The sequence below is a fragment of the Salmonella sp. 5800 genome, from assembly GCF_046558195.1.
Classification (GTDB): Bacteria; Pseudomonadota; Gammaproteobacteria; order Enterobacterales; family Enterobacteriaceae; genus Salmonella; species Salmonella enterica.
This window is the reverse complement of record NZ_JBGDOX010000003.1, coordinates 328,284-343,911: the sequence shown is the minus strand read 5'-3', so window position 1 is coordinate 343,911 and position 15,628 is coordinate 328,284. Positions and strand designations below refer to the sequence as shown.

General features: G+C 53.7%; 21 protein-coding genes. 7 read left to right on the top strand and 14 right to left on the bottom strand.

What is annotated here, in order from left to right:
• Positions 1 to 72: 72 nt before the first annotated feature.
• From yrbL to ACLJZ5_RS08930, 12 genes are all read right to left on the bottom strand, one after another.
• On the bottom strand, positions 73 to 705 hold the full coding sequence (gene yrbL, locus ACLJZ5_RS08985) for a PhoP regulatory network protein YrbL (RefSeq protein WP_023219250.1): 633 nt from the start codon (positions 703 to 705) through the stop codon (positions 73 to 75).
• A 249-nt stretch (positions 706 to 954) separates the two neighbouring features.
• Positions 955 to 1,227, bottom strand: a complete 273-nt coding sequence (gene npr, locus ACLJZ5_RS08980; protein WP_000216797.1) for a PTS phosphocarrier protein NPr — start codon at positions 1,225 to 1,227, stop codon at positions 955 to 957.
• Positions 1,224 to 2,078, bottom strand: coding sequence for an RNase adapter RapZ (gene rapZ / locus ACLJZ5_RS08975; RefSeq protein WP_000243749.1), 855 nt, complete (start codon positions 2,076 to 2,078; stop codon positions 1,224 to 1,226). The genes npr and rapZ overlap by 4 nt, the downstream gene beginning before the upstream one ends.
• A gap of 45 nt (positions 2,079 to 2,123) precedes the next feature.
• Positions 2,124 to 2,615, bottom strand: a complete 492-nt coding sequence (gene ptsN, locus ACLJZ5_RS08970) for a PTS IIA-like nitrogen regulatory protein PtsN (protein ID WP_000609332.1) — start codon at positions 2,613 to 2,615, stop codon at positions 2,124 to 2,126.
• A 117-nt stretch (positions 2,616 to 2,732) separates the two neighbouring features.
• Positions 2,733 to 3,020, bottom strand: a complete 288-nt coding sequence (gene hpf / locus ACLJZ5_RS08965; protein ID WP_001176589.1) for a ribosome hibernation promoting factor — start codon at positions 3,018 to 3,020, stop codon at positions 2,733 to 2,735.
• Positions 3,021 to 3,042: 22 nt separating this feature from the next.
• Positions 3,043 to 4,476, bottom strand: coding sequence for an RNA polymerase factor sigma-54 (rpoN, locus tag ACLJZ5_RS08960; RefSeq protein WP_000809020.1), 1,434 nt, complete (start codon positions 4,474 to 4,476; stop codon positions 3,043 to 3,045).
• Positions 4,477 to 4,523: 47 nt separating this feature from the next.
• On the bottom strand, positions 4,524 to 5,249 hold the full coding sequence (gene lptB / locus ACLJZ5_RS08955; RefSeq protein WP_000224104.1) for an LPS export ABC transporter ATP-binding protein: 726 nt from the start codon (positions 5,247 to 5,249) through the stop codon (positions 4,524 to 4,526).
• A 6-nt stretch (positions 5,250 to 5,255) separates the two neighbouring features.
• Positions 5,256 to 5,810 (bottom strand): lipopolysaccharide ABC transporter substrate-binding protein LptA, encoded by a 555-nt coding sequence (lptA, locus tag ACLJZ5_RS08950; RefSeq protein WP_000669770.1) that lies wholly within the window; start codon positions 5,808 to 5,810, stop codon positions 5,256 to 5,258.
• Positions 5,779 to 6,354, bottom strand: a complete 576-nt coding sequence (gene lptC / locus ACLJZ5_RS08945) for an LPS export ABC transporter periplasmic protein LptC (protein ID WP_000047845.1) — start codon at positions 6,352 to 6,354, stop codon at positions 5,779 to 5,781. Before lptC ends, lptA begins: the two co-directional genes overlap by 32 nt.
• Positions 6,351 to 6,917, bottom strand: a complete 567-nt coding sequence (gene kdsC / locus ACLJZ5_RS08940) for a 3-deoxy-manno-octulosonate-8-phosphatase KdsC (RefSeq protein WP_000030029.1) — start codon at positions 6,915 to 6,917, stop codon at positions 6,351 to 6,353. Before kdsC ends, lptC begins: the two co-directional genes overlap by 4 nt.
• 20 nt (positions 6,918 to 6,937) lie before the next feature.
• Positions 6,938 to 7,924: an arabinose-5-phosphate isomerase KdsD gene (kdsD, locus tag ACLJZ5_RS08935; protein WP_000018617.1), complete on the bottom strand. Its 987-nt coding sequence runs from the start codon at positions 7,922 to 7,924 to the stop codon at positions 6,938 to 6,940.
• Positions 7,925 to 7,937: 13 nt separating this feature from the next.
• Positions 7,938 to 8,915, bottom strand: coding sequence for a calcium/sodium antiporter (locus tag ACLJZ5_RS08930; RefSeq protein WP_000922742.1), 978 nt, complete (start codon positions 8,913 to 8,915; stop codon positions 7,938 to 7,940).
• Positions 8,916 to 9,127: 212 nt separating this feature from the next.
• Here ACLJZ5_RS08930 and mlaF point away from each other — a divergent pair, with 212 nt between their 5' ends.
• The 7 genes from mlaF (at position 9,128) to murA (ending at position 13,991) form a co-directional block, all read left to right on the top strand.
• Positions 9,128 to 9,940: a phospholipid ABC transporter ATP-binding protein MlaF gene (gene mlaF, locus ACLJZ5_RS08925; protein WP_000531566.1), complete on the top strand. Its 813-nt coding sequence runs from the start codon at positions 9,128 to 9,130 to the stop codon at positions 9,938 to 9,940.
• A gap of 7 nt (positions 9,941 to 9,947) precedes the next feature.
• On the top strand, positions 9,948 to 10,730 hold the full coding sequence (gene mlaE, locus ACLJZ5_RS08920) for a lipid asymmetry maintenance ABC transporter permease subunit MlaE (protein WP_000925786.1): 783 nt from the start codon (positions 9,948 to 9,950) through the stop codon (positions 10,728 to 10,730).
• Positions 10,731 to 10,734: 4 nt separating this feature from the next.
• On the top strand, positions 10,735 to 11,286 hold the full coding sequence (gene mlaD, locus ACLJZ5_RS08915) for an outer membrane lipid asymmetry maintenance protein MlaD (RefSeq protein WP_001193591.1): 552 nt from the start codon (positions 10,735 to 10,737) through the stop codon (positions 11,284 to 11,286).
• An 18-nt stretch (positions 11,287 to 11,304) separates the two neighbouring features.
• Positions 11,305 to 11,940 (top strand): phospholipid-binding protein MlaC, encoded by a 636-nt coding sequence (mlaC, locus tag ACLJZ5_RS08910; protein ID WP_000476475.1) that lies wholly within the window; start codon positions 11,305 to 11,307, stop codon positions 11,938 to 11,940.
• Positions 11,940 to 12,236 carry a lipid asymmetry maintenance protein MlaB gene (gene mlaB, locus ACLJZ5_RS08905; protein ID WP_000188844.1) on the top strand — a complete coding sequence of 99 codons (297 nt, stop codon included), beginning with the start codon at positions 11,940 to 11,942 and terminating at the stop codon, positions 12,234 to 12,236. Before mlaC ends, mlaB begins: the two co-directional genes overlap by 1 nt.
• Before the next feature lie 187 nt (positions 12,237 to 12,423).
• Complete coding sequence (gene ibaG / locus ACLJZ5_RS08900) at positions 12,424 to 12,678, top strand: BolA family iron metabolism protein IbaG (RefSeq protein ID WP_001518349.1); 255 nt, start codon at positions 12,424 to 12,426, stop codon at positions 12,676 to 12,678.
• Between the two features lie 53 nt (positions 12,679 to 12,731).
• Positions 12,732 to 13,991 (top strand): UDP-N-acetylglucosamine 1-carboxyvinyltransferase, encoded by a 1,260-nt coding sequence (gene murA, locus ACLJZ5_RS08895; RefSeq protein ID WP_000357288.1) that lies wholly within the window; start codon positions 12,732 to 12,734, stop codon positions 13,989 to 13,991.
• A 57-nt stretch (positions 13,992 to 14,048) separates the two neighbouring features.
• Here murA and sfsB read toward each other — a convergent pair whose 3' ends face one another.
• Entirely contained in the window at positions 14,049 to 14,336 is a 288-nt protein-coding gene (sfsB, locus tag ACLJZ5_RS08890; protein ID WP_000444168.1) for a DNA-binding transcriptional regulator SfsB, read from the bottom strand.
• Positions 14,337 to 14,568: 232 nt separating this feature from the next.
• Complete coding sequence (gene ispB, locus ACLJZ5_RS08885; protein WP_001047354.1) at positions 14,569 to 15,540, bottom strand: octaprenyl diphosphate synthase; 972 nt, start codon at positions 15,538 to 15,540, stop codon at positions 14,569 to 14,571.
• Positions 15,541 to 15,628 lie beyond the last annotated feature (88 nt).

Below are 15,628 nucleotides of genomic sequence, written 5' to 3'. Positions count from 1 at the left end.
TTTGCCGAATGGCGGCGCGAAAGCCTTATCCGGCCTGCGATCTGTGTCGTCCAGGCCTGATAAGCACAGGTCTTAAGCCTCGTGAGAAGTAAGCGCCAGCCGTTTCTTGTTTTTTGGCTGCGCGTCCCTCTCCAGGGCAACGGCCAGCGCAGGCTGGGCGATAAACCGCTGCCACACTCTCTCCAGTTTGCGTTCACAGCACCATGTTGACCAGGTTGCCAGCGGGATAAAGGTACTTTCCCCCAGATTGTCGCAAACCACCGGAACCACTTCTGACTCGCTGATACGCTGGCAAAGGATGTTTTGCGGCTTCAGCGACATCGTCACAATATGGTTATCCAGCAGGTAGCGTTTCAGTTTTTTCAGTAGCCGCCGCAGGACAGCGACATCCTCTTCATAACGACATTGCGCGGCGAACTCGGTCAGGGTAATAGAGGGCGCGCCGTTGAAATCGGTAATCATGTCGTAGACATAGCCGGTGCCGCAATCGGTTTCTACCGTGCCGTAATAACGGGGGATAGCGCTCCAGTCTGTCAGGTAGCGGGACAGATGCGCATAGTAGCTCAGTTCACGCCGAATCTCTTTATCACCGCCGTGGTCACGGTTGTAAATGACTTTTATGCAACGCCGGGCATTATCCGGATGCGTATAGCATTTACGATGTCGACCGGCGCCCAGCGGAGTCTGTTTCGATAAGAGGATCATGGCAAGTCCTGGAAAAATTTATTCACATAAATTTAGTATGGACAAAGAACTTAAACAAAACCTAAACGAAATTTTTTAAGGTTTTCTTAATGTTTTTATGCATAGGTAAAGCGCACGAAATGTACAAATCTTACGAAAGGGTGGGGCTGCGGGACAAGTGGCAGGCAGGCGTAACACGCCCGGTTTTGGGGTGACTGTCATCAAATACCGGGACGGCGTTGGGGGAAAATAGGGTATAGAGGGGGAGGTTTAGTCTTCGTCAAAGCCGGAATTGAACAGCGCGATAACCGCCGCCAGCGCTTCAACTTCTTGCGGGCCGGTGGCTTCAATTTCGATCTGACGCCCTTTGGCGGAGTCGAGCATTAACAGAGCGATGACGCTGTTCGCTTCCGCTTCAGTGCCTTCGTCATTGCGTAATAGCACCTCGGCGTCAAACCCCTGCATCAGTTCGAAAAGCTTCATGGCAGGCCGGGCATGCATGCCCAGCTTATTGGTGACTTCAACAGTTTGCTTTACGGTCATGTTTTGCGTTTTTCCAGCGTGCGATGGCGAGACTGGACATTTTTACCGCGCGAGCGGAAGTAGTCTGCCAGCTGTTCTGCAATATACACCGAACGGTGTTTCCCGCCGGTACAACCGATAGCGACGGTAAGGTAGCTGCGGTTGTTGGTCTCCAGCATCGGTAACCATAGCTCAAGATAGCTGCGAGTCTGATAGATAAAATTGTGAACTTCTGTGTGTCGGTCAAGAAACGCGGCTACCGGCTTATCAAGCCCGGTCATGGGGCGCAGTTTGGGGTCCCAGTGCGGGTTGGGCAGAAAGCGGACATCAAACACATAGTCCGCATCAATCGGGATACCATGTTTAAAGCCGAAGGACTCAAATACCATCGTCAGTTCGCGCTCGCGTTTGCCCAACAGCCGGGTACGCAGCATCTCCGCCAGCTCATGGACGGACATTTCTGAAGTGTCGACGATCAGATCCGCACGTGAGCGTAACGGCTCCAGCAAGTCACTCTCTTTATCGATCGCACTCTCTAAAGAAAGATTTTTGCTGGAAAGCGGATGCAAACGGCGCGTGTCGCTGTAGCGGCGAATCAAGGTATTGCGGTCGGCATCAAGAAACAGCAATTGCGGCGAGAAAGCGCCAGGCAGATTATTCATCGCCTGTTCAAAAATCTCAGGTGATTCAGGCATATTGCGCACATCAATGCTGACGGCGGCGGAAATCTGGCGATCGGCCAGCGTTCGCGCCAGATCGGGCAACAGCACGACGGGGAGGTTATCCACGCAGTAAAATCCCATATCTTCCAGCGCGCGCAGAGCGACAGATTTACCTGATCCGGAACGCCCGCTGACGATCATCAGTACCATGTACCGTTTCTCCTCACAACGACAGAAAGAAATGCCATTGAGTTGTTATGCCTCATTCTGCTCACCTTCGGTGTCAGTAATGATTTGATACAGCTCTTCATCATTCAGCGCCGCGCGCAGGCGGCGGCAGATCGTTTTATCCGCCAGACGTTTCGCCACCAGCGACAGCGTGTGCAGATGCGTTTTAGTTTGATCGGCGGGCACCAGCAGGGCGAAGAGGAGATCGACCGGCTGGTTATCGATGGCGTCGAACGCGATCGGCGTTTCGAGCTGAACGAACACGCCGACGGCGCGTAAGGTATCTTCTTCCAGTTTCCCGTGCGGGATGGCGATACCATTACCAATACCGGTACTGCCCATTTTTTCGCGTGTCAGAATGGCTTCAAACACGACCTGAGGAGGTAAACTGAGCTGTTTTGCCGCCAGTTCGCTGATGATTTCCAGCGCGCGTTTCTTACTCTGACAATGAACGCCGCTACGCGTACACTCCTGGTTAAGTACACTGCTCAGTTGTAGAGTCGTATCGTTATTTATCATAATTTCACCTAAGAACCTGTCCTGTCAGGTTGATGGCCAGGTTCGGAGCGCTAACTGTACAAATGGCCCGTTGTGTCACACAACAGGCCGTCCTGCACTGGCTAACTGCCCGGACAATTAGTGTTGTTTCAGTTTATCTTTATGCCTGGTTAACTGCCTTGCCAGTTTATCAATCAAGCCGTCAATGGCGGCATACATATCCTGGCCTTCCGCGCTGGCGTGAATTTCGCCGCCGTTAACGTGTAGCGTCGCATCCGAGATATGCGTGACCTTCTCCACTTTCAACACCACGTATACCTGATTAATCCGCTCAAAATACTGTTCAAGTTTGGCGAATTTTGTCGTCACAAATTCACGCAGGGCTTCAGTAATTTCGACATTATGTCCGGTGATATTGAGCTGCATAGTGTCTTCCTTATCGGTTGGGTCAAACCAGCTGTTTGCGTTGGTTTGACGGCGGAATGGATAAAGACTCTCGGTACTTCGCAACAGTGCGGCGTGCCACCATGATACCTTGTTCTGACAGCAGAGAGGTTAACTTGCTGTCGCTCAGTGGTTTCGCGGGGTTTTCCGCCGCAATTAACTTCTTCACCAGCGCGCGAATCGCGGTGGAAGAGGCTTCGCCTCCGCCTTCGGTATTGACGTGGCTGGAAAAGAAATATTTGAGTTCAAAAATACCGCGCGGGCTGTGCAAATACTTCTGCGTGGTCACGCGGGATATAGTGGATTCGTGCATCTCGACGGCCTGGGCGATATCCGCCAGTACCATCGGTTTCATATATTCTTCGCCCTGTTCAAAAAAGGCTTGCTGTTGCTCGACGATGCAGCGACTGACGCGCAGCAGCGTGTCGTTGCGGCTTTCAAGGCTTTTTATCAGCCATTTCGCATCCTGTAAATTACTGCGGATGAACTGGCTGTCGGCATCGTTGCGCGCGCTATTGCACATGGCGGCATAGTGCTGGTTAATCTGTAAACGGGGAATACTGTCGCTATTAAGCTCCACCGTCCAGCGACCGTTATGCTTGCGTACCAGCACATCCGGGATAACGTACTCCGGCTCGCCGGTCTGGATCGATTGACCGGGTCTGGGATCGAGCGACTGAATCAGGTTTACCGCCTCTTTCAGCACCTCTTCTTTCAGTCGGGTAACGCGCATCAACGTGCGGAAATCGTGGTTGGCCAGCAGATCAAGGTGATCGCAGATAATGAGCCGCGCCTCTTCCAGCCACGGCGTGGATTTGTCGAATTGTGAAAGCTGGATCAGCAGACAGTCGCGAAGATCTTTTGCCGCGACGCCCACCGGATCAAAACGCTGAATACGCTTCAGGACGGCTTCGACCTCATCGAGATCCACCTCTACATCGCCCATGCTTTCGCGAATTTCATCCAGGGATACGGTGAGATAGCCGGTATCATCTACCGCGTCGACAATGGATGTCGCAATAGCGCGATCGGTGTCCGAGAAGGGCGTTAGCTCAACCTGCCACATCAGATAATCCTGCAACGACTGCGTCGTTTCACCCTGATAGACGGGCAGCTCATCGTCGATATAATCGCCGCTGGGGCCGGACGGCGTCCCGGCGGTGTAAATTTCATCCCAACTGGCGTCAAGCGGCAGCTCTTCCGGCATCTCTTTTTGTTCGAGCGCGTCGGCGGTATCGAGAGGATCGTTATCCTGAGGTTGCTGAGTGTCGATTTCGTCATGAAGATCGGTTTGCTCAAGCAGCGGGTTATTTTCCAGCGCTTGCTGGAGTTCCTGCTGAAGTTCCAGCGTAGACAACTGCAACAGACGGATAGCCTGTTGTAGCTGAGGCGTCATCGCCAGTTGTTGGCTAAGCCTGAGTTGCAAACCTTGCTTCATATTCAGAGTCGTTTTCTCCCGCTAGAGCAGCATAGCCCTCTACCCTATCAGAGTCTGAAGTCTTCCCCAAGATATACACGCTTAACGTGTTCGTCTTGCAGGATTTCTGTCGGCGTACCGTGGGCAATAAGGTGGCCCTGGCTCACGATATAGGCACGTTCACAGACTGCCAGCGTCTCACGGACGTTATGGTCGGTGATCAGCACGCCGAGCCCGCTATCGCGCAGATGCTCGATAATGCGTTTGATGTCGATAACGGAAATCGGGTCAACGCCGGCAAAGGGTTCATCCAGCAGGATAAATTTGGGATTAGCGGCCAACGCGCGGGCAATTTCTACACGACGGCGTTCACCACCGGACAGCGCCTGTCCCATGCTGTCGCGCAGATGCTCGATATGAAACTCTTCCATCAGCTCATTGGCGCGGTCTTCTCGCTGTTCTGCGGTCAAATCGTCACGAATTTGCAGTACCGCCATCAGGTTATCAAATACGCTGAGACGGCGGAAAATAGAGGCTTCCTGCGGCAAATAGCCGATACCGCGGCGCGCGCGCGCGTGCAGCGGCAGCAGACTGATATCTTCATCATCGATGATGATATTGCCCGCGTCACGCGGCACGATACCGACGACCATATAAAAGGTGGTGGTTTTACCCGCGCCGTTTGGACCGAGCAGCCCGACAATCTCCCCGGAGTTAACGGTCAGACTGACATCTTCCACTACGCGACGGCCTTTATAGGCCTTCGCCAGATTCTTTGCAGTTAATGTTGCCATAACGAATTAGTTACTCTTCTTTTGCGCCGGAGTCTGGCCTTTGTTTTTGTCTTGCAACTGCGACGGCACCAGAACGGTGGTGACGCGTTTGCCTTTCTCGCTGAAGGCCTGCATTTTCTGCTCTTTCACCAGGTAGGTGATTTTGTCGCCGGTAATGTTGCTGTCAAGCTGCTCCAGATAAGCGTTGCCGGTCAGCACCACAAAATCTTTCGCCAGCTCGTAATGCATATGGGAAGCGTGGCCTTTCACCGGCTTACCGTTGTCCTGCATCTGGTAGAAGGTGGCCGGATTGCCGTAACCGTCGATCACCTCTTTCCCCTGTTCGCCGCCAGGGCGGGTAACCACGACTTTATCGGCGTTGATCTTAATCGTGCCCTGGGTCATCACCACGTTGCCCGTAAAGGTCACGACGTTGCCTTGCATATCCAGCGACTGTTGATCCGAGTCAATATGAATAGGCTGTTCGGTATCGCCCGTGACGGCGAAGGCCGGAATGCTGGCGGCCAGCAGCGAGCCGGCAAGCATAAGATTAAGGCTGAGTTTGTTTGTTTTGAATTTCATAAGAGGTTCTAACCTTTTCAATCAGCTCGGCGTTCTTGCTGCGTAAGTTACCGCGCATTTTCAGTCCGCTGGAGTTAAATGTTGTGCCGTATAACGTCACCAGATCGTTCGAGGTAACATCCTGCGTCACCAGATTAATCTGCGCGTTATCGGTGGTAATTCTGCGTAATTGAGCGTCAGGCACCAGGGCGTTGACTTCAACATGGCCATACAGATAGAGCATCCGATCGTTAGTCAATTTGGCTTTATCGGCCTTGATCGACCATGTCGGCACTTTATCCTTATCAAAGGTGGTTAATACCGGTTGCGTAAACCATGAGACCGCCTGATCGGAAAAATATTCAACGTGCTGCGCGATCAGACGATAGCTCAACGCGCCTTCCGGACTGTACACGACGGTATCCGTATGCTCGCTTTTATACGTGGGATCGTTGCTGTTGACCATCACGGCAGCAGGATCGTCTTTATCCGCCAGATTGATACCAATCAGTACCAGAATGGCCAGCGACAGTAGAATGATAACCCAACGTCTGGTTTTACTCATATCGATTGCCCTTTGGCCTCATCCAGCTTGCCCTGCGCCAGCAGCAGCAAATCGCACACCTCACGTACCGCGCCGCGCCCGCCGGCAATGTGCGTCACATAGTCAGCGCGGGGGATCAGCAGCGGATGCGCATCCGCAACGGCAACGCTTAACCCCACTTTTTCCATCACTGGCCAGTCAATCAGATCATCGCCGACATAGGCAACATTTTCCGGCGCAATGGCCAGTTTTTCCAGCAGATCGCTAAAGGCGATCAGCTTATTCGACTGTCCCTGATAAAGATGGACAATCCCCAGCGTGGCGCAGCGATCTTCTACAAGTTTAGCCTTTCGTCCGGTAATAATGGCAACCTCGATATTGGAGGTCAAAGCACAGCGAATACCATAGCCGTCACGAACGTTGAAAGCCTTCAGCTCTTCGCCGTTATTGCCCATATAAATCAGGCCGTCAGACAATACGCCATCCACGTCCAGGATGAGCAGGCGGATATTCTCCGCTTTGGTCATGACATGGGTGCTGACGGGGCCATAACAGGTCGCAAGCGACGCACCTGCTTTACTCATCGTTAATTATCCTTGAGTTTCTACACGACGCCTGCACGCAGGAGATCATGCATATGTAACACACCGAGTAACTGGTCGCCATCAGCAACCAGTACGGAGGTGATATGGCGGGACTGCATTAAATTCAGCGCATCGACAGCGAGAATACCGGGACGAACGCGAATGCCCCCTGGCGTCATCACCTCGGCGATCCCCAACTGGCGCATATCGCCGCCCATATCGAACACGCGACGTAAATCGCCGTCGGTGAAGATACCGTCGATCTTCATGGATTCATCGCAAATGACGGTCATACCGAGATTTTTACGCGTAATTTCTAACAGCGCATCACGCAGGGTGGCATGTTTATTAACATGCGGGATCTCATCGCCAGTATGCATAATATCGCTTACACGCAGCAGTAGCTTACGTCCCAGCGCGCCGCCAGGATGCGACAGAGCGAAATCCTCGGCGGTAAAGCCGCGCGCTTTTAACAACGCCACGGCGAGCGCGTCGCCCATCACCAGCGTTGCGGTGGTACTACTGGTAGGCGCCAGGCCTAACGGACACGCTTCTTTGGGCACTTTAACACACAGATGCACATCTGCCGCACGCGCCATGCTGCTTTCCGGTCGCCCGGTAATGCAAATTAAAGGCACGTGCAGCCGTTTAAGCACCGGTATTAGCGCCGCGATCTCGCTGGATTCGCCGGAGTTGGAGATAGCGATAACCACATCCTGCGGCGTAACCATCCCCAAATCGCCGTGCGCGGCTTCGCCTGGATGTACAAAAAAGGAAGAGGTGCCGGTACTGGCGAACGTGGCGGCCATTTTCCGTCCGATATGGCCGGATTTTCCCATCCCCATGACCACCACTTTTCCGGTGCAGTTGAACATTTTTTCACAGGCCAGCGTGAAATGCTGGTTGATATATTGATCAAGCTCCGCCAGGCCTTCACGTTCAATTTCCAGGACCTCTTTGCCTGCCTGCTGAAAGTCAAACCCCGGTTGCAACGCTAAATGCGACATAATCCGTTTCCAGTTATCCAACAAGAAGTGGCGATAGCCAATAGAGCATCGCCAGCCATACGATAAACCCGCCGGTCAGCAGTATACCTGCGCCCCGACCAATCTGACGCGGATGCCGCCAGCAAAGTAAAGCGAAAACCACGCTAACCAGCAACATCACGCTATAATCACGCCCAAATGCCAGCGGGTTGATCTCCCCCGGCGCGATCAGCGCAGGCAGTCCCAGCACGATGGCGAGATTAAAAATATTGGCGCCAATGAGATTACCAACGGCAATATCATTTTCGCCTTTTCGCACGCCGGCAATCGCCGTCGCCAGTTCTGGCAGACTGGTGCCGACGGCGATGACTGTCAGACCGAGCGTTAATTCACTCATGGCGAAATAGTTCGCCAGCACCGTAGCGTTATCGATTACCATGCGCGTCGCCATCGGCATGATGACCAGCGCAATGCCCAGCCATAAGAACGCGACGGGGAGCCCGCCTTCGCGCGGCAGCTCCGCCAGTTGTTCGCGGGTGAGGCTGTCATTCCCCTGGCGTTCGGCCAGACGCGCGATTTTAACAATGAATAACAGCCATAGCACAGCCAGAAGCAGGAGAAAGATACCATCACTGCGACTTAACTGTCCGTCATGCAGTACGGAACCGGCTACCACGCTAACAAATAACATTAATGGCAATTCGCGACGTAGAACATCGGAATGCACGGTAAATGGACGAACCAGCGCCGCCAGCCCTAAGATCAGCAAAATATTGGTGATGTTAGAACCGAGCGCCGCGCCGACGGCCAAATCGAGCTGACCGTGTAGCGATGCGGCGACCGACACAATAATTTCCGGCAGCGAGGTGCCGATACTCACGACCGTCATCCCGATGATCAGCGGGGGAATACCGAATGTACGGCATAAAATAGAGGCCGCAAACACCAGACGATCGGCGCCGTAGGCCACCAGAAGCAAACCAATTATGAGTAGCGCCATCGCTAAAAGCATCTAAAGTCCTTTCTTCAGGTATACTCGCCGGTCCCCTGGAAGGGATATCTGGAAGCCGTAACGAAGTCCTAATTTTGACTTTATGCGGCTAAAAAGTAAAACGAATGCCAGCTTTCGCTAACCCTGTCAGTTAATATTCTGTAATTATGTCGAACCCATGGTTAAATTCAGCGCCATGGTTACCTCAACAAGGCAATACGAAGGATGAATCAATGGGTCAGTCTGCGGCCAATTTAGTCGATATGCGCGACGTCAGCTTTTCCCGTGGCGAACGCTGCATTTTCGATAATATTTCCCTGACGGTGCCGCGCGGGAAGATCACGGCGATCATGGGGCCGTCGGGCATCGGTAAAACCACGCTGTTGCGCCTGATTGGCGGACAGATCCCGCCGGATAAGGGCGAGATCTTATTTGATGGCGAGAATGTGCCGGCCATGTCCCGTTCGCGGCTCTACACCGTCCGCAAACGTATGAGTATGCTGTTTCAGTCGGGAGCACTGTTTACCGACATGAACGTGTTTGACAATGTGGCCTATCCGCTACGGGAGCACACCAATTTACCCGCGCCGCTGCTAAAAAGCGTCGTGATGATGAAACTGGAAGCTGTCGGGCTGCGCGGCGCGGCAAAACTGATGCCTTCCGAGCTCTCCGGTGGGATGGCGCGCCGCGCCGCGTTGGCGCGCGCCATCGCTCTGGAACCGGATCTCATCATGTTCGATGAGCCGTTTGTCGGCCAGGACCCGATTACCATGGGCGTTCTGGTGAAGCTGATTTCAGAATTGAACAGCGCGCTGGGCGTGACCTGCGTGGTGGTCTCGCATGATGTGCCAGAGGTGCTCAGTATTGCGGATCACGCCTGGATCATGGCGGACAAAAAAATCGTCGCTCACGGTAGCGCTCAGGCGTTGCAGGAGAATACGGACCCGCGCGTGCGTCAGTTCCTTGACGGTATTGCCGACGGGCCGGTTCCGTTCCGCTATCCGGCGGGCGACTATCACCTTGATTTACTCGAAACAGGGAGTTAAGCCACTCATGCTGTTAAATGCGCTGGCAGCACTCGGACACAGCGGGATCAAAACCGTCAGGACGTTCGGGCGCGCCGGGTTAATGTTATTCAATGCGATTATCGGTAAGCCGGAGTTTCGCAAACATGCGCCGCTGCTGGTGCGCCAGCTTTATAATGTGGGCGTCTTGTCGATGCTTATCATTATTGTCTCCGGCGTATTCATCGGTATGGTGCTGGGGCTGCAAGGCTATCTGGTTCTGACTACTTACAGCGCGGAGACCAGTCTTGGCATGTTAGTGGCGCTTTCGCTGCTGCGCGAGCTGGGGCCGGTGGTCGCGGCGTTGCTGTTTGCCGGGCGGGCCGGGTCGGCGTTGACGGCGGAAATCGGCCTGATGCGGGCGACGGAGCAGCTCTCCAGTATGGAGATGATGGCGGTCGATCCATTGCGCCGGGTGATTTCGCCGCGCTTTTGGGCGGGCGTGATTTCATTGCCGCTACTGACCATTATCTTTGTGGCGGTCGGTATCTGGGGCGGCTCGCTGGTCGGCGTAAGCTGGAAGGGAATCGACGCCGGGTTCTTCTGGTCCGCGATGCAGAATGCCGTCGACTGGCGTATGGACCTGGTGAACTGTCTGATAAAGAGCGTGGTGTTCGCCATTACGGTAACATGGATTGCGTTATTCAACGGTTATGACGCAATACCGACTTCTGCCGGGATTAGCCGGGCAACGACGCGTACCGTGGTTCACGCATCGTTGGCCGTTCTGGGGCTGGATTTTGTGCTGACCGCACTGATGTTTGGGAATTGAGTTCATGCAAACGAAAAAAAATGAAATTTGGGTAGGCGTTTTTTTGCTGGTAGCGTTGCTGGCGGCGCTGTTTGTTTGCCTGAAGGCGGCAAATGTGACCTCTATGCGCACGGAGCCGACCTATAAGGTTTATGCGACCTTCGATAACATCGGCGGTCTGAAAGTGCGTTCCCCGGTACGCATCGGCGGGGTGGTTGTCGGGCGGGTTGAAGATATCTCGCTTGATCCGAAAACATACCTGCCGCGCGTAACGCTCGACATCGAAGAGCGTTATAACCATATTCCCGATACCAGCTCGTTGAGTATTCGTACTTCCGGGCTGCTGGGGGAGCAATATCTGGCATTAAACGTCGGTTTTGAAGATCCTGAGCTGGGAACGTCTATCCTCAAAGATGGGAGTACGATTCAGGACACCAAGTCTGCAATGGTGCTGGAAGATATGATTGGCCAGTTCCTTTATAACAGCAAAGGCGACGACAATAAGAATTCTGGCGATGCGCCAGCCGCAACGGAAGGTCATACTGAAGCCACAACGCCCGCGGGCGAAACGAAATAATCTCAGGAGAATTGAGGCATGTTTAAACGACTGATGATGGTGGCCCTGCTGGTCATTGCGCCATTAAGCGCAGCAACGGCAGCGGATCAGAGCAATCCTTATAAACTGATGAACGAGGCGGCGCAGAAAACTTTTGATCGCCTGAAAAACGAACAGCCGAAAATTCGTGCCAATCCGGATTACCTGCGAGACGTTGTTGATCAGGAACTTCTGCCGTACGTGCAGGTAAAATATGCCGGCGCGCTGGTGTTGGGCCGCTACTACAAAGAGGCAACCCCGGCGCAGCGTGAAGCCTATTTTGCAGCGTTTCGCGAATACCTGAAACAGGCATACGGTCAGGCGCTGGCGATGTACCACGGTCAGACTTACCAGATAGCGCCTGAGCAACCGCTGGGCGATGCGACCATTGTGCCTATCCGTGTAACGATTATCGATCCCAACGGTCGTCCGCCGGTACGCCTGGATTTCCAGTGGCGCAAAAACACTCAGACCGGCAACTGGCAGGCGTATGACATGATTGCGGAAGGTGTCAGCATGATCACCACCAAGCAAAATGAGTGGAGCGATCTGCTGCGTACTAAAGGCATCGACGGCCTGACCGCACAACTGAAATCTATCTCTCAACAGAAAATTACTTTGGACGAGAAACAGTAATGACGCCGCAACTCACCTGGACGCGTGAGGCGGACACTCTGGTGCTGGCGGGAGAGCTGGATCAGGACGTGTTGGCGCCGCTATGGGACGCGCGCGTAGAAGCGATGACTGGCGTTACCCGTATCGACCTGAGCCAGATCTCCAGGGTGGATACGGGGGGACTGGCGCTGCTGGCGCACCTTGTGAACCAGGCAAAAAAGCAGGGCAATGCCGTGTCGCTGTCTGGCGTTAACGACAAGGTTTACGCGCTGGCGCAATTATATAACTTGCCCGAAGACGTACTTCCCCGTATGTAATGAATGCCGGATGGTTTATCCGGCCTACACTTCGCATGATCCCCGTAGGCCGGATAAGTTGCGTTAGCAGCACCATCCGGCACTTTTACCGCGCTGATTTATCAGCGTAATCTTTTGCTTATTTAAGACGGCGCGACTTTGCTCTAAGATGTTGGGCTGTTTTCACTATTTGACGAATAAAGAACCCATGGAAAATCATGAAATTCAGAGTGTGCTGATGAATGCCCTCTCCCTCCAGGAAGTCCACGTCTCCGGCGATGGCAGTCACTTTCAGGTTATTGCCGTGGGCGAGATGTTTGACGGCATGAGCCGGGTCAAGAAACAGCAAACGGTCTATGGGCCGCTAATGGAGTACATTGCGGACAACCGTATCCATGCCGTATCGATCAAAGCATATACCCCGGCGGAATGGGCGCGCGATCGTAAACTTAACGGATTTTAAGCTACGGGTAACCTGCCGGTAGCGGAGATGAATGCTTAACTGAGAATACAATAATGGATAAATTTCGTGTACAGGGGCCAACGACGCTCCAGGGCGAAGTCACAATTTCCGGCGCCAAAAACGCCGCGCTGCCGATCCTGTTCGCCGCTCTGCTGGCAGAAGAACCGGTAGAGATCCAAAACGTTCCAAAACTGAAAGACGTGGATACGTCGATGAAGCTCCTGAGCCAATTAGGCGCGAAAGTGGAACGCAATGGATCGGTACACATTGACGCCAGCCAGGTGAACGTGTTCTGCGCGCCTTATGATCTGGTTAAGACCATGCGCGCCTCGATATGGGCGCTGGGGCCGCTGGTTGCCCGTTTTGGTCAGGGACAAGTCTCTCTGCCGGGGGGCTGTACTATCGGCGCGCGTCCGGTTGATCTGCATATTACCGGTCTGGAACAACTGGGTGCGACCATCAAGCTGGAAGAGGGCTACGTAAAGGCCTCCGTCGAAGGACGTCTTAAAGGGGCGCATATCGTGATGGATAAGGTCAGCGTCGGCGCGACCGTCACCATTATGTGCGCAGCTACGCTGGCGGAAGGGACGACCATCATTGAAAACGCCGCGCGCGAGCCGGAAATTGTCGACACCGCTAACTTCCTGGTTACGCTGGGGGCGAAGATCGCCGGGCAGGGCACCGATCGTATTACGATCGAGGGCGTAGAGCGTCTGGGCGGCGGCGTTTATCGTGTGCTGCCGGATCGTATCGAAACGGGGACTTTCCTGGTGGCGGCAGCGATCTCTCGCGGCAAAATCCTCTGCCGTAACGCGCAACCGGACACTCTGGACGCGGTACTGGCGAAACTGCGCGATGCTGGCGCGGATATCGAAGTGGGCGAGGACTGGATTAGTCTGGACATGCACGGCAAACGGCCGAAGGCGGTCAATGTCCGTACCGCGCCGCACCCGGCATTTCCGACCGATATGCAGGCGCAGTTCACGTTGCTGAACCTGGTGGCGGAAGGGACGGGCTTTATCACTGAAACCGTCTTTGAAAACCGTTTTATGCACGTGCCTGAACTCAGCCGCATGGGCGCGCGTGCGGAAATTGAAAGCAATACCGTCATATGCCATGGTGTAGAAACGCTCTCTGGCGCCCAGGTCATGGCGACAGATCTGCGGGCATCTGCGAGCCTGGTGCTGGCGGGCTGTATTGCGGAAGGCACGACGATTGTGGATCGCATTTATCACATCGATCGCGGTTATGAGCGCATCGAAGACAAACTGCGCGCGCTAGGCGCGAATATTGAACGCGTGAAAGGCGAATAACCTTCTGTACGCTGAATAACCCCCGCGAACGCGATGCGGGGGTTGTTTTACAGGCACTTACTCTACATTCTGTTTGTTTTTATTACGCGCTCTCATAAGCCGCGTTCTGTCGATAAACTCATGCGTGCGCGGATCGTGATAACGCGATGGCCAAATAACCCAGGGTTCCGTTCCCAATGCTTTCGCGATAATCAACTCTCCTTTCGGCCACGGGCGCGTTAATGCATTGGCCAGCGTGGATGAACTCAATCCATTCCGACGTGACTCAGCGGCCATTGAAGTCCCTTTTTTACGTAGTCCGGCAATGATATCGGCCGGATGCCAGTCAATAAGCTTGCTTTCCATACATCCATCACTCCTTAGGTTAATCACTTACGGTTTTAACAACCCGACGACGTTCGATACTATAACGCTTCGTGAAAGAATGTTCTAAAAAGTTCATGTAAGTGGCAGCAATATTCAGAATATGCCAGGGGAAGCCCTATATGGCTATATGAAAAGACAGGGAACAAAGTATCTGGAGTTTATTGGAACTTAATGGGATATCCCGCGTAGTACGCGGGATAAGAGAACGGCATTAACGATCGCGCTGCACCGCGATGTGTGCGAGACCGATTAGCGCCTCACGCCATGGGGTATCCGGCAATATCTGCAACGCGGATATCGCTTTGTCGGCTTCTTCTTCCGCTCGCTGACGCGTCCATTCCAGCGAGCCGCAGGTGGTCATCGCTTCCAGAACCGGTTCCAGAAGATGACGGCCATTACCTTGTTCAATAGCGGTACGGATCATCGCTGACTGTTCTGGCGTACCGTGGCGCATGGCGTGAAGCAACGGTAAGGTGGGTTTGCCCTCATTGAGGTCATCACCCACATTTTTACCGAGATGCTCGCCGTCGGCGCTGTAATCCAGCAGATCGTCAATGAGCTGGAAAGCCGTACCAAGGTAGCGGCCATAGTCCTGCAACCCTTTCTCTTGCTCAGGCGTACAACCGGCAAGAATACCGGAGCACTGGGCGGCGGCTTCGAACAGACGCGCCGTTTTACTGTAAATCACCCGCATGTAATTTTCTTCGGTAATGTCCGGGTCATTCACGTTCATCAATTGCAGCACTTCACCTTCTGCAATCACGTTGACCGCTTCCGACATCACTTCCAGCACTTTTAACGAGCCGAGGCTGGTCATCATCTGGAAGGCGCGGGTATAGATAAAGTCGCCGACCAGCACGCTGGCGGCATTACCGAAAGCGGCATTTGCCGTCGCTTTGCCGCGACGCATATCGGATTCATCCACCACATCATCATGTAGCAGCGTCGCCGTGTGGATAAACTCGATCAGAGCGGCGATAGTCACGTGCGCGTTACCCTGATAACCCACCGCGCGTGCGGCAAGAACGGCAATCATCGGACGAATGCGTTTTCCGCCGCCGCTAATAATGTAATATCCTAGCTGATTAATCAGTTGAACGTCGGAATTAAGCTGTTCAAGGATTGTCGCATTGACACCCGCCATATCTTGCGCGGTTAACTCGTTGATTTTTTCTAAATTCATCGCAAAAGCCGGGCTTATCGCCCCGATTATCCCATGTCTGAATGAGGTAACGTAGGGTTTATGGTTAGAAATATACCCTGATTGTACT

What these genes read in the sequence shown, in the direction of transcription:
- yrbL (WP_023219250.1), bottom strand. Translation starts at nt 705, where the DNA reads ATGATCCTCTTATCGAAACAGACTCCGCTGGGCGCCGGTCGACATCGT.
- npr (WP_000216797.1), bottom strand. Translation starts at nt 1,227, where the DNA reads ATGACCGTAAAGCAAACTGTTGAAGTCACCAATAAGCTGGGCATGCAT.
- rapZ (WP_000243749.1), bottom strand. Translation starts at nt 2,078, where the DNA reads ATGGTACTGATGATCGTCAGCGGGCGTTCCGGATCAGGTAAATCTGTC.
- ptsN (WP_000609332.1), bottom strand. Translation starts at nt 2,615, where the DNA reads ATGATAAATAACGATACGACTCTACAACTGAGCAGTGTACTTAACCAG.
- hpf (WP_001176589.1), bottom strand. Translation starts at nt 3,020, where the DNA reads ATGCAGCTCAATATCACCGGACATAATGTCGAAATTACTGAAGCCCTG.
- rpoN (WP_000809020.1), bottom strand. Translation starts at nt 4,476, where the DNA reads ATGAAGCAAGGTTTGCAACTCAGGCTTAGCCAACAACTGGCGATGACG.
- lptB (WP_000224104.1), bottom strand. Translation starts at nt 5,249, where the DNA reads ATGGCAACATTAACTGCAAAGAATCTGGCGAAGGCCTATAAAGGCCGT.
- lptA (WP_000669770.1), bottom strand. Translation starts at nt 5,810, where the DNA reads ATGAAATTCAAAACAAACAAACTCAGCCTTAATCTTATGCTTGCCGGC.
- lptC (WP_000047845.1), bottom strand. Translation starts at nt 6,354, where the DNA reads ATGAGTAAAACCAGACGTTGGGTTATCATTCTACTGTCGCTGGCCATT.
- kdsC (WP_000030029.1), bottom strand. Translation starts at nt 6,917, where the DNA reads ATGAGTAAAGCAGGTGCGTCGCTTGCGACCTGTTATGGCCCCGTCAGC.
- kdsD (WP_000018617.1), bottom strand. Translation starts at nt 7,924, where the DNA reads ATGTCGCATTTAGCGTTGCAACCGGGGTTTGACTTTCAGCAGGCAGGC.
- ACLJZ5_RS08930 (WP_000922742.1), bottom strand. Translation starts at nt 8,915, where the DNA reads ATGCTTTTAGCGATGGCGCTACTCATAATTGGTTTGCTTCTGGTGGCC.
- mlaF (WP_000531566.1), top strand. Translation starts at nt 9,128, where the DNA reads ATGGGTCAGTCTGCGGCCAATTTAGTCGATATGCGCGACGTCAGCTTT.
- mlaE (WP_000925786.1), top strand. Translation starts at nt 9,948, where the DNA reads ATGCTGTTAAATGCGCTGGCAGCACTCGGACACAGCGGGATCAAAACC.
- mlaD (WP_001193591.1), top strand. Translation starts at nt 10,735, where the DNA reads ATGCAAACGAAAAAAAATGAAATTTGGGTAGGCGTTTTTTTGCTGGTA.
- mlaC (WP_000476475.1), top strand. Translation starts at nt 11,305, where the DNA reads ATGTTTAAACGACTGATGATGGTGGCCCTGCTGGTCATTGCGCCATTA.
- mlaB (WP_000188844.1), top strand. Translation starts at nt 11,940, where the DNA reads ATGACGCCGCAACTCACCTGGACGCGTGAGGCGGACACTCTGGTGCTG.
- ibaG (WP_001518349.1), top strand. Translation starts at nt 12,424, where the DNA reads ATGGAAAATCATGAAATTCAGAGTGTGCTGATGAATGCCCTCTCCCTC.
- murA (WP_000357288.1), top strand. Translation starts at nt 12,732, where the DNA reads ATGGATAAATTTCGTGTACAGGGGCCAACGACGCTCCAGGGCGAAGTC.
- sfsB (WP_000444168.1), bottom strand. Translation starts at nt 14,336, where the DNA reads ATGGAAAGCAAGCTTATTGACTGGCATCCGGCCGATATCATTGCCGGA.
- ispB (WP_001047354.1), bottom strand. Translation starts at nt 15,540, where the DNA reads ATGAATTTAGAAAAAATCAACGAGTTAACCGCGCAAGATATGGCGGGT.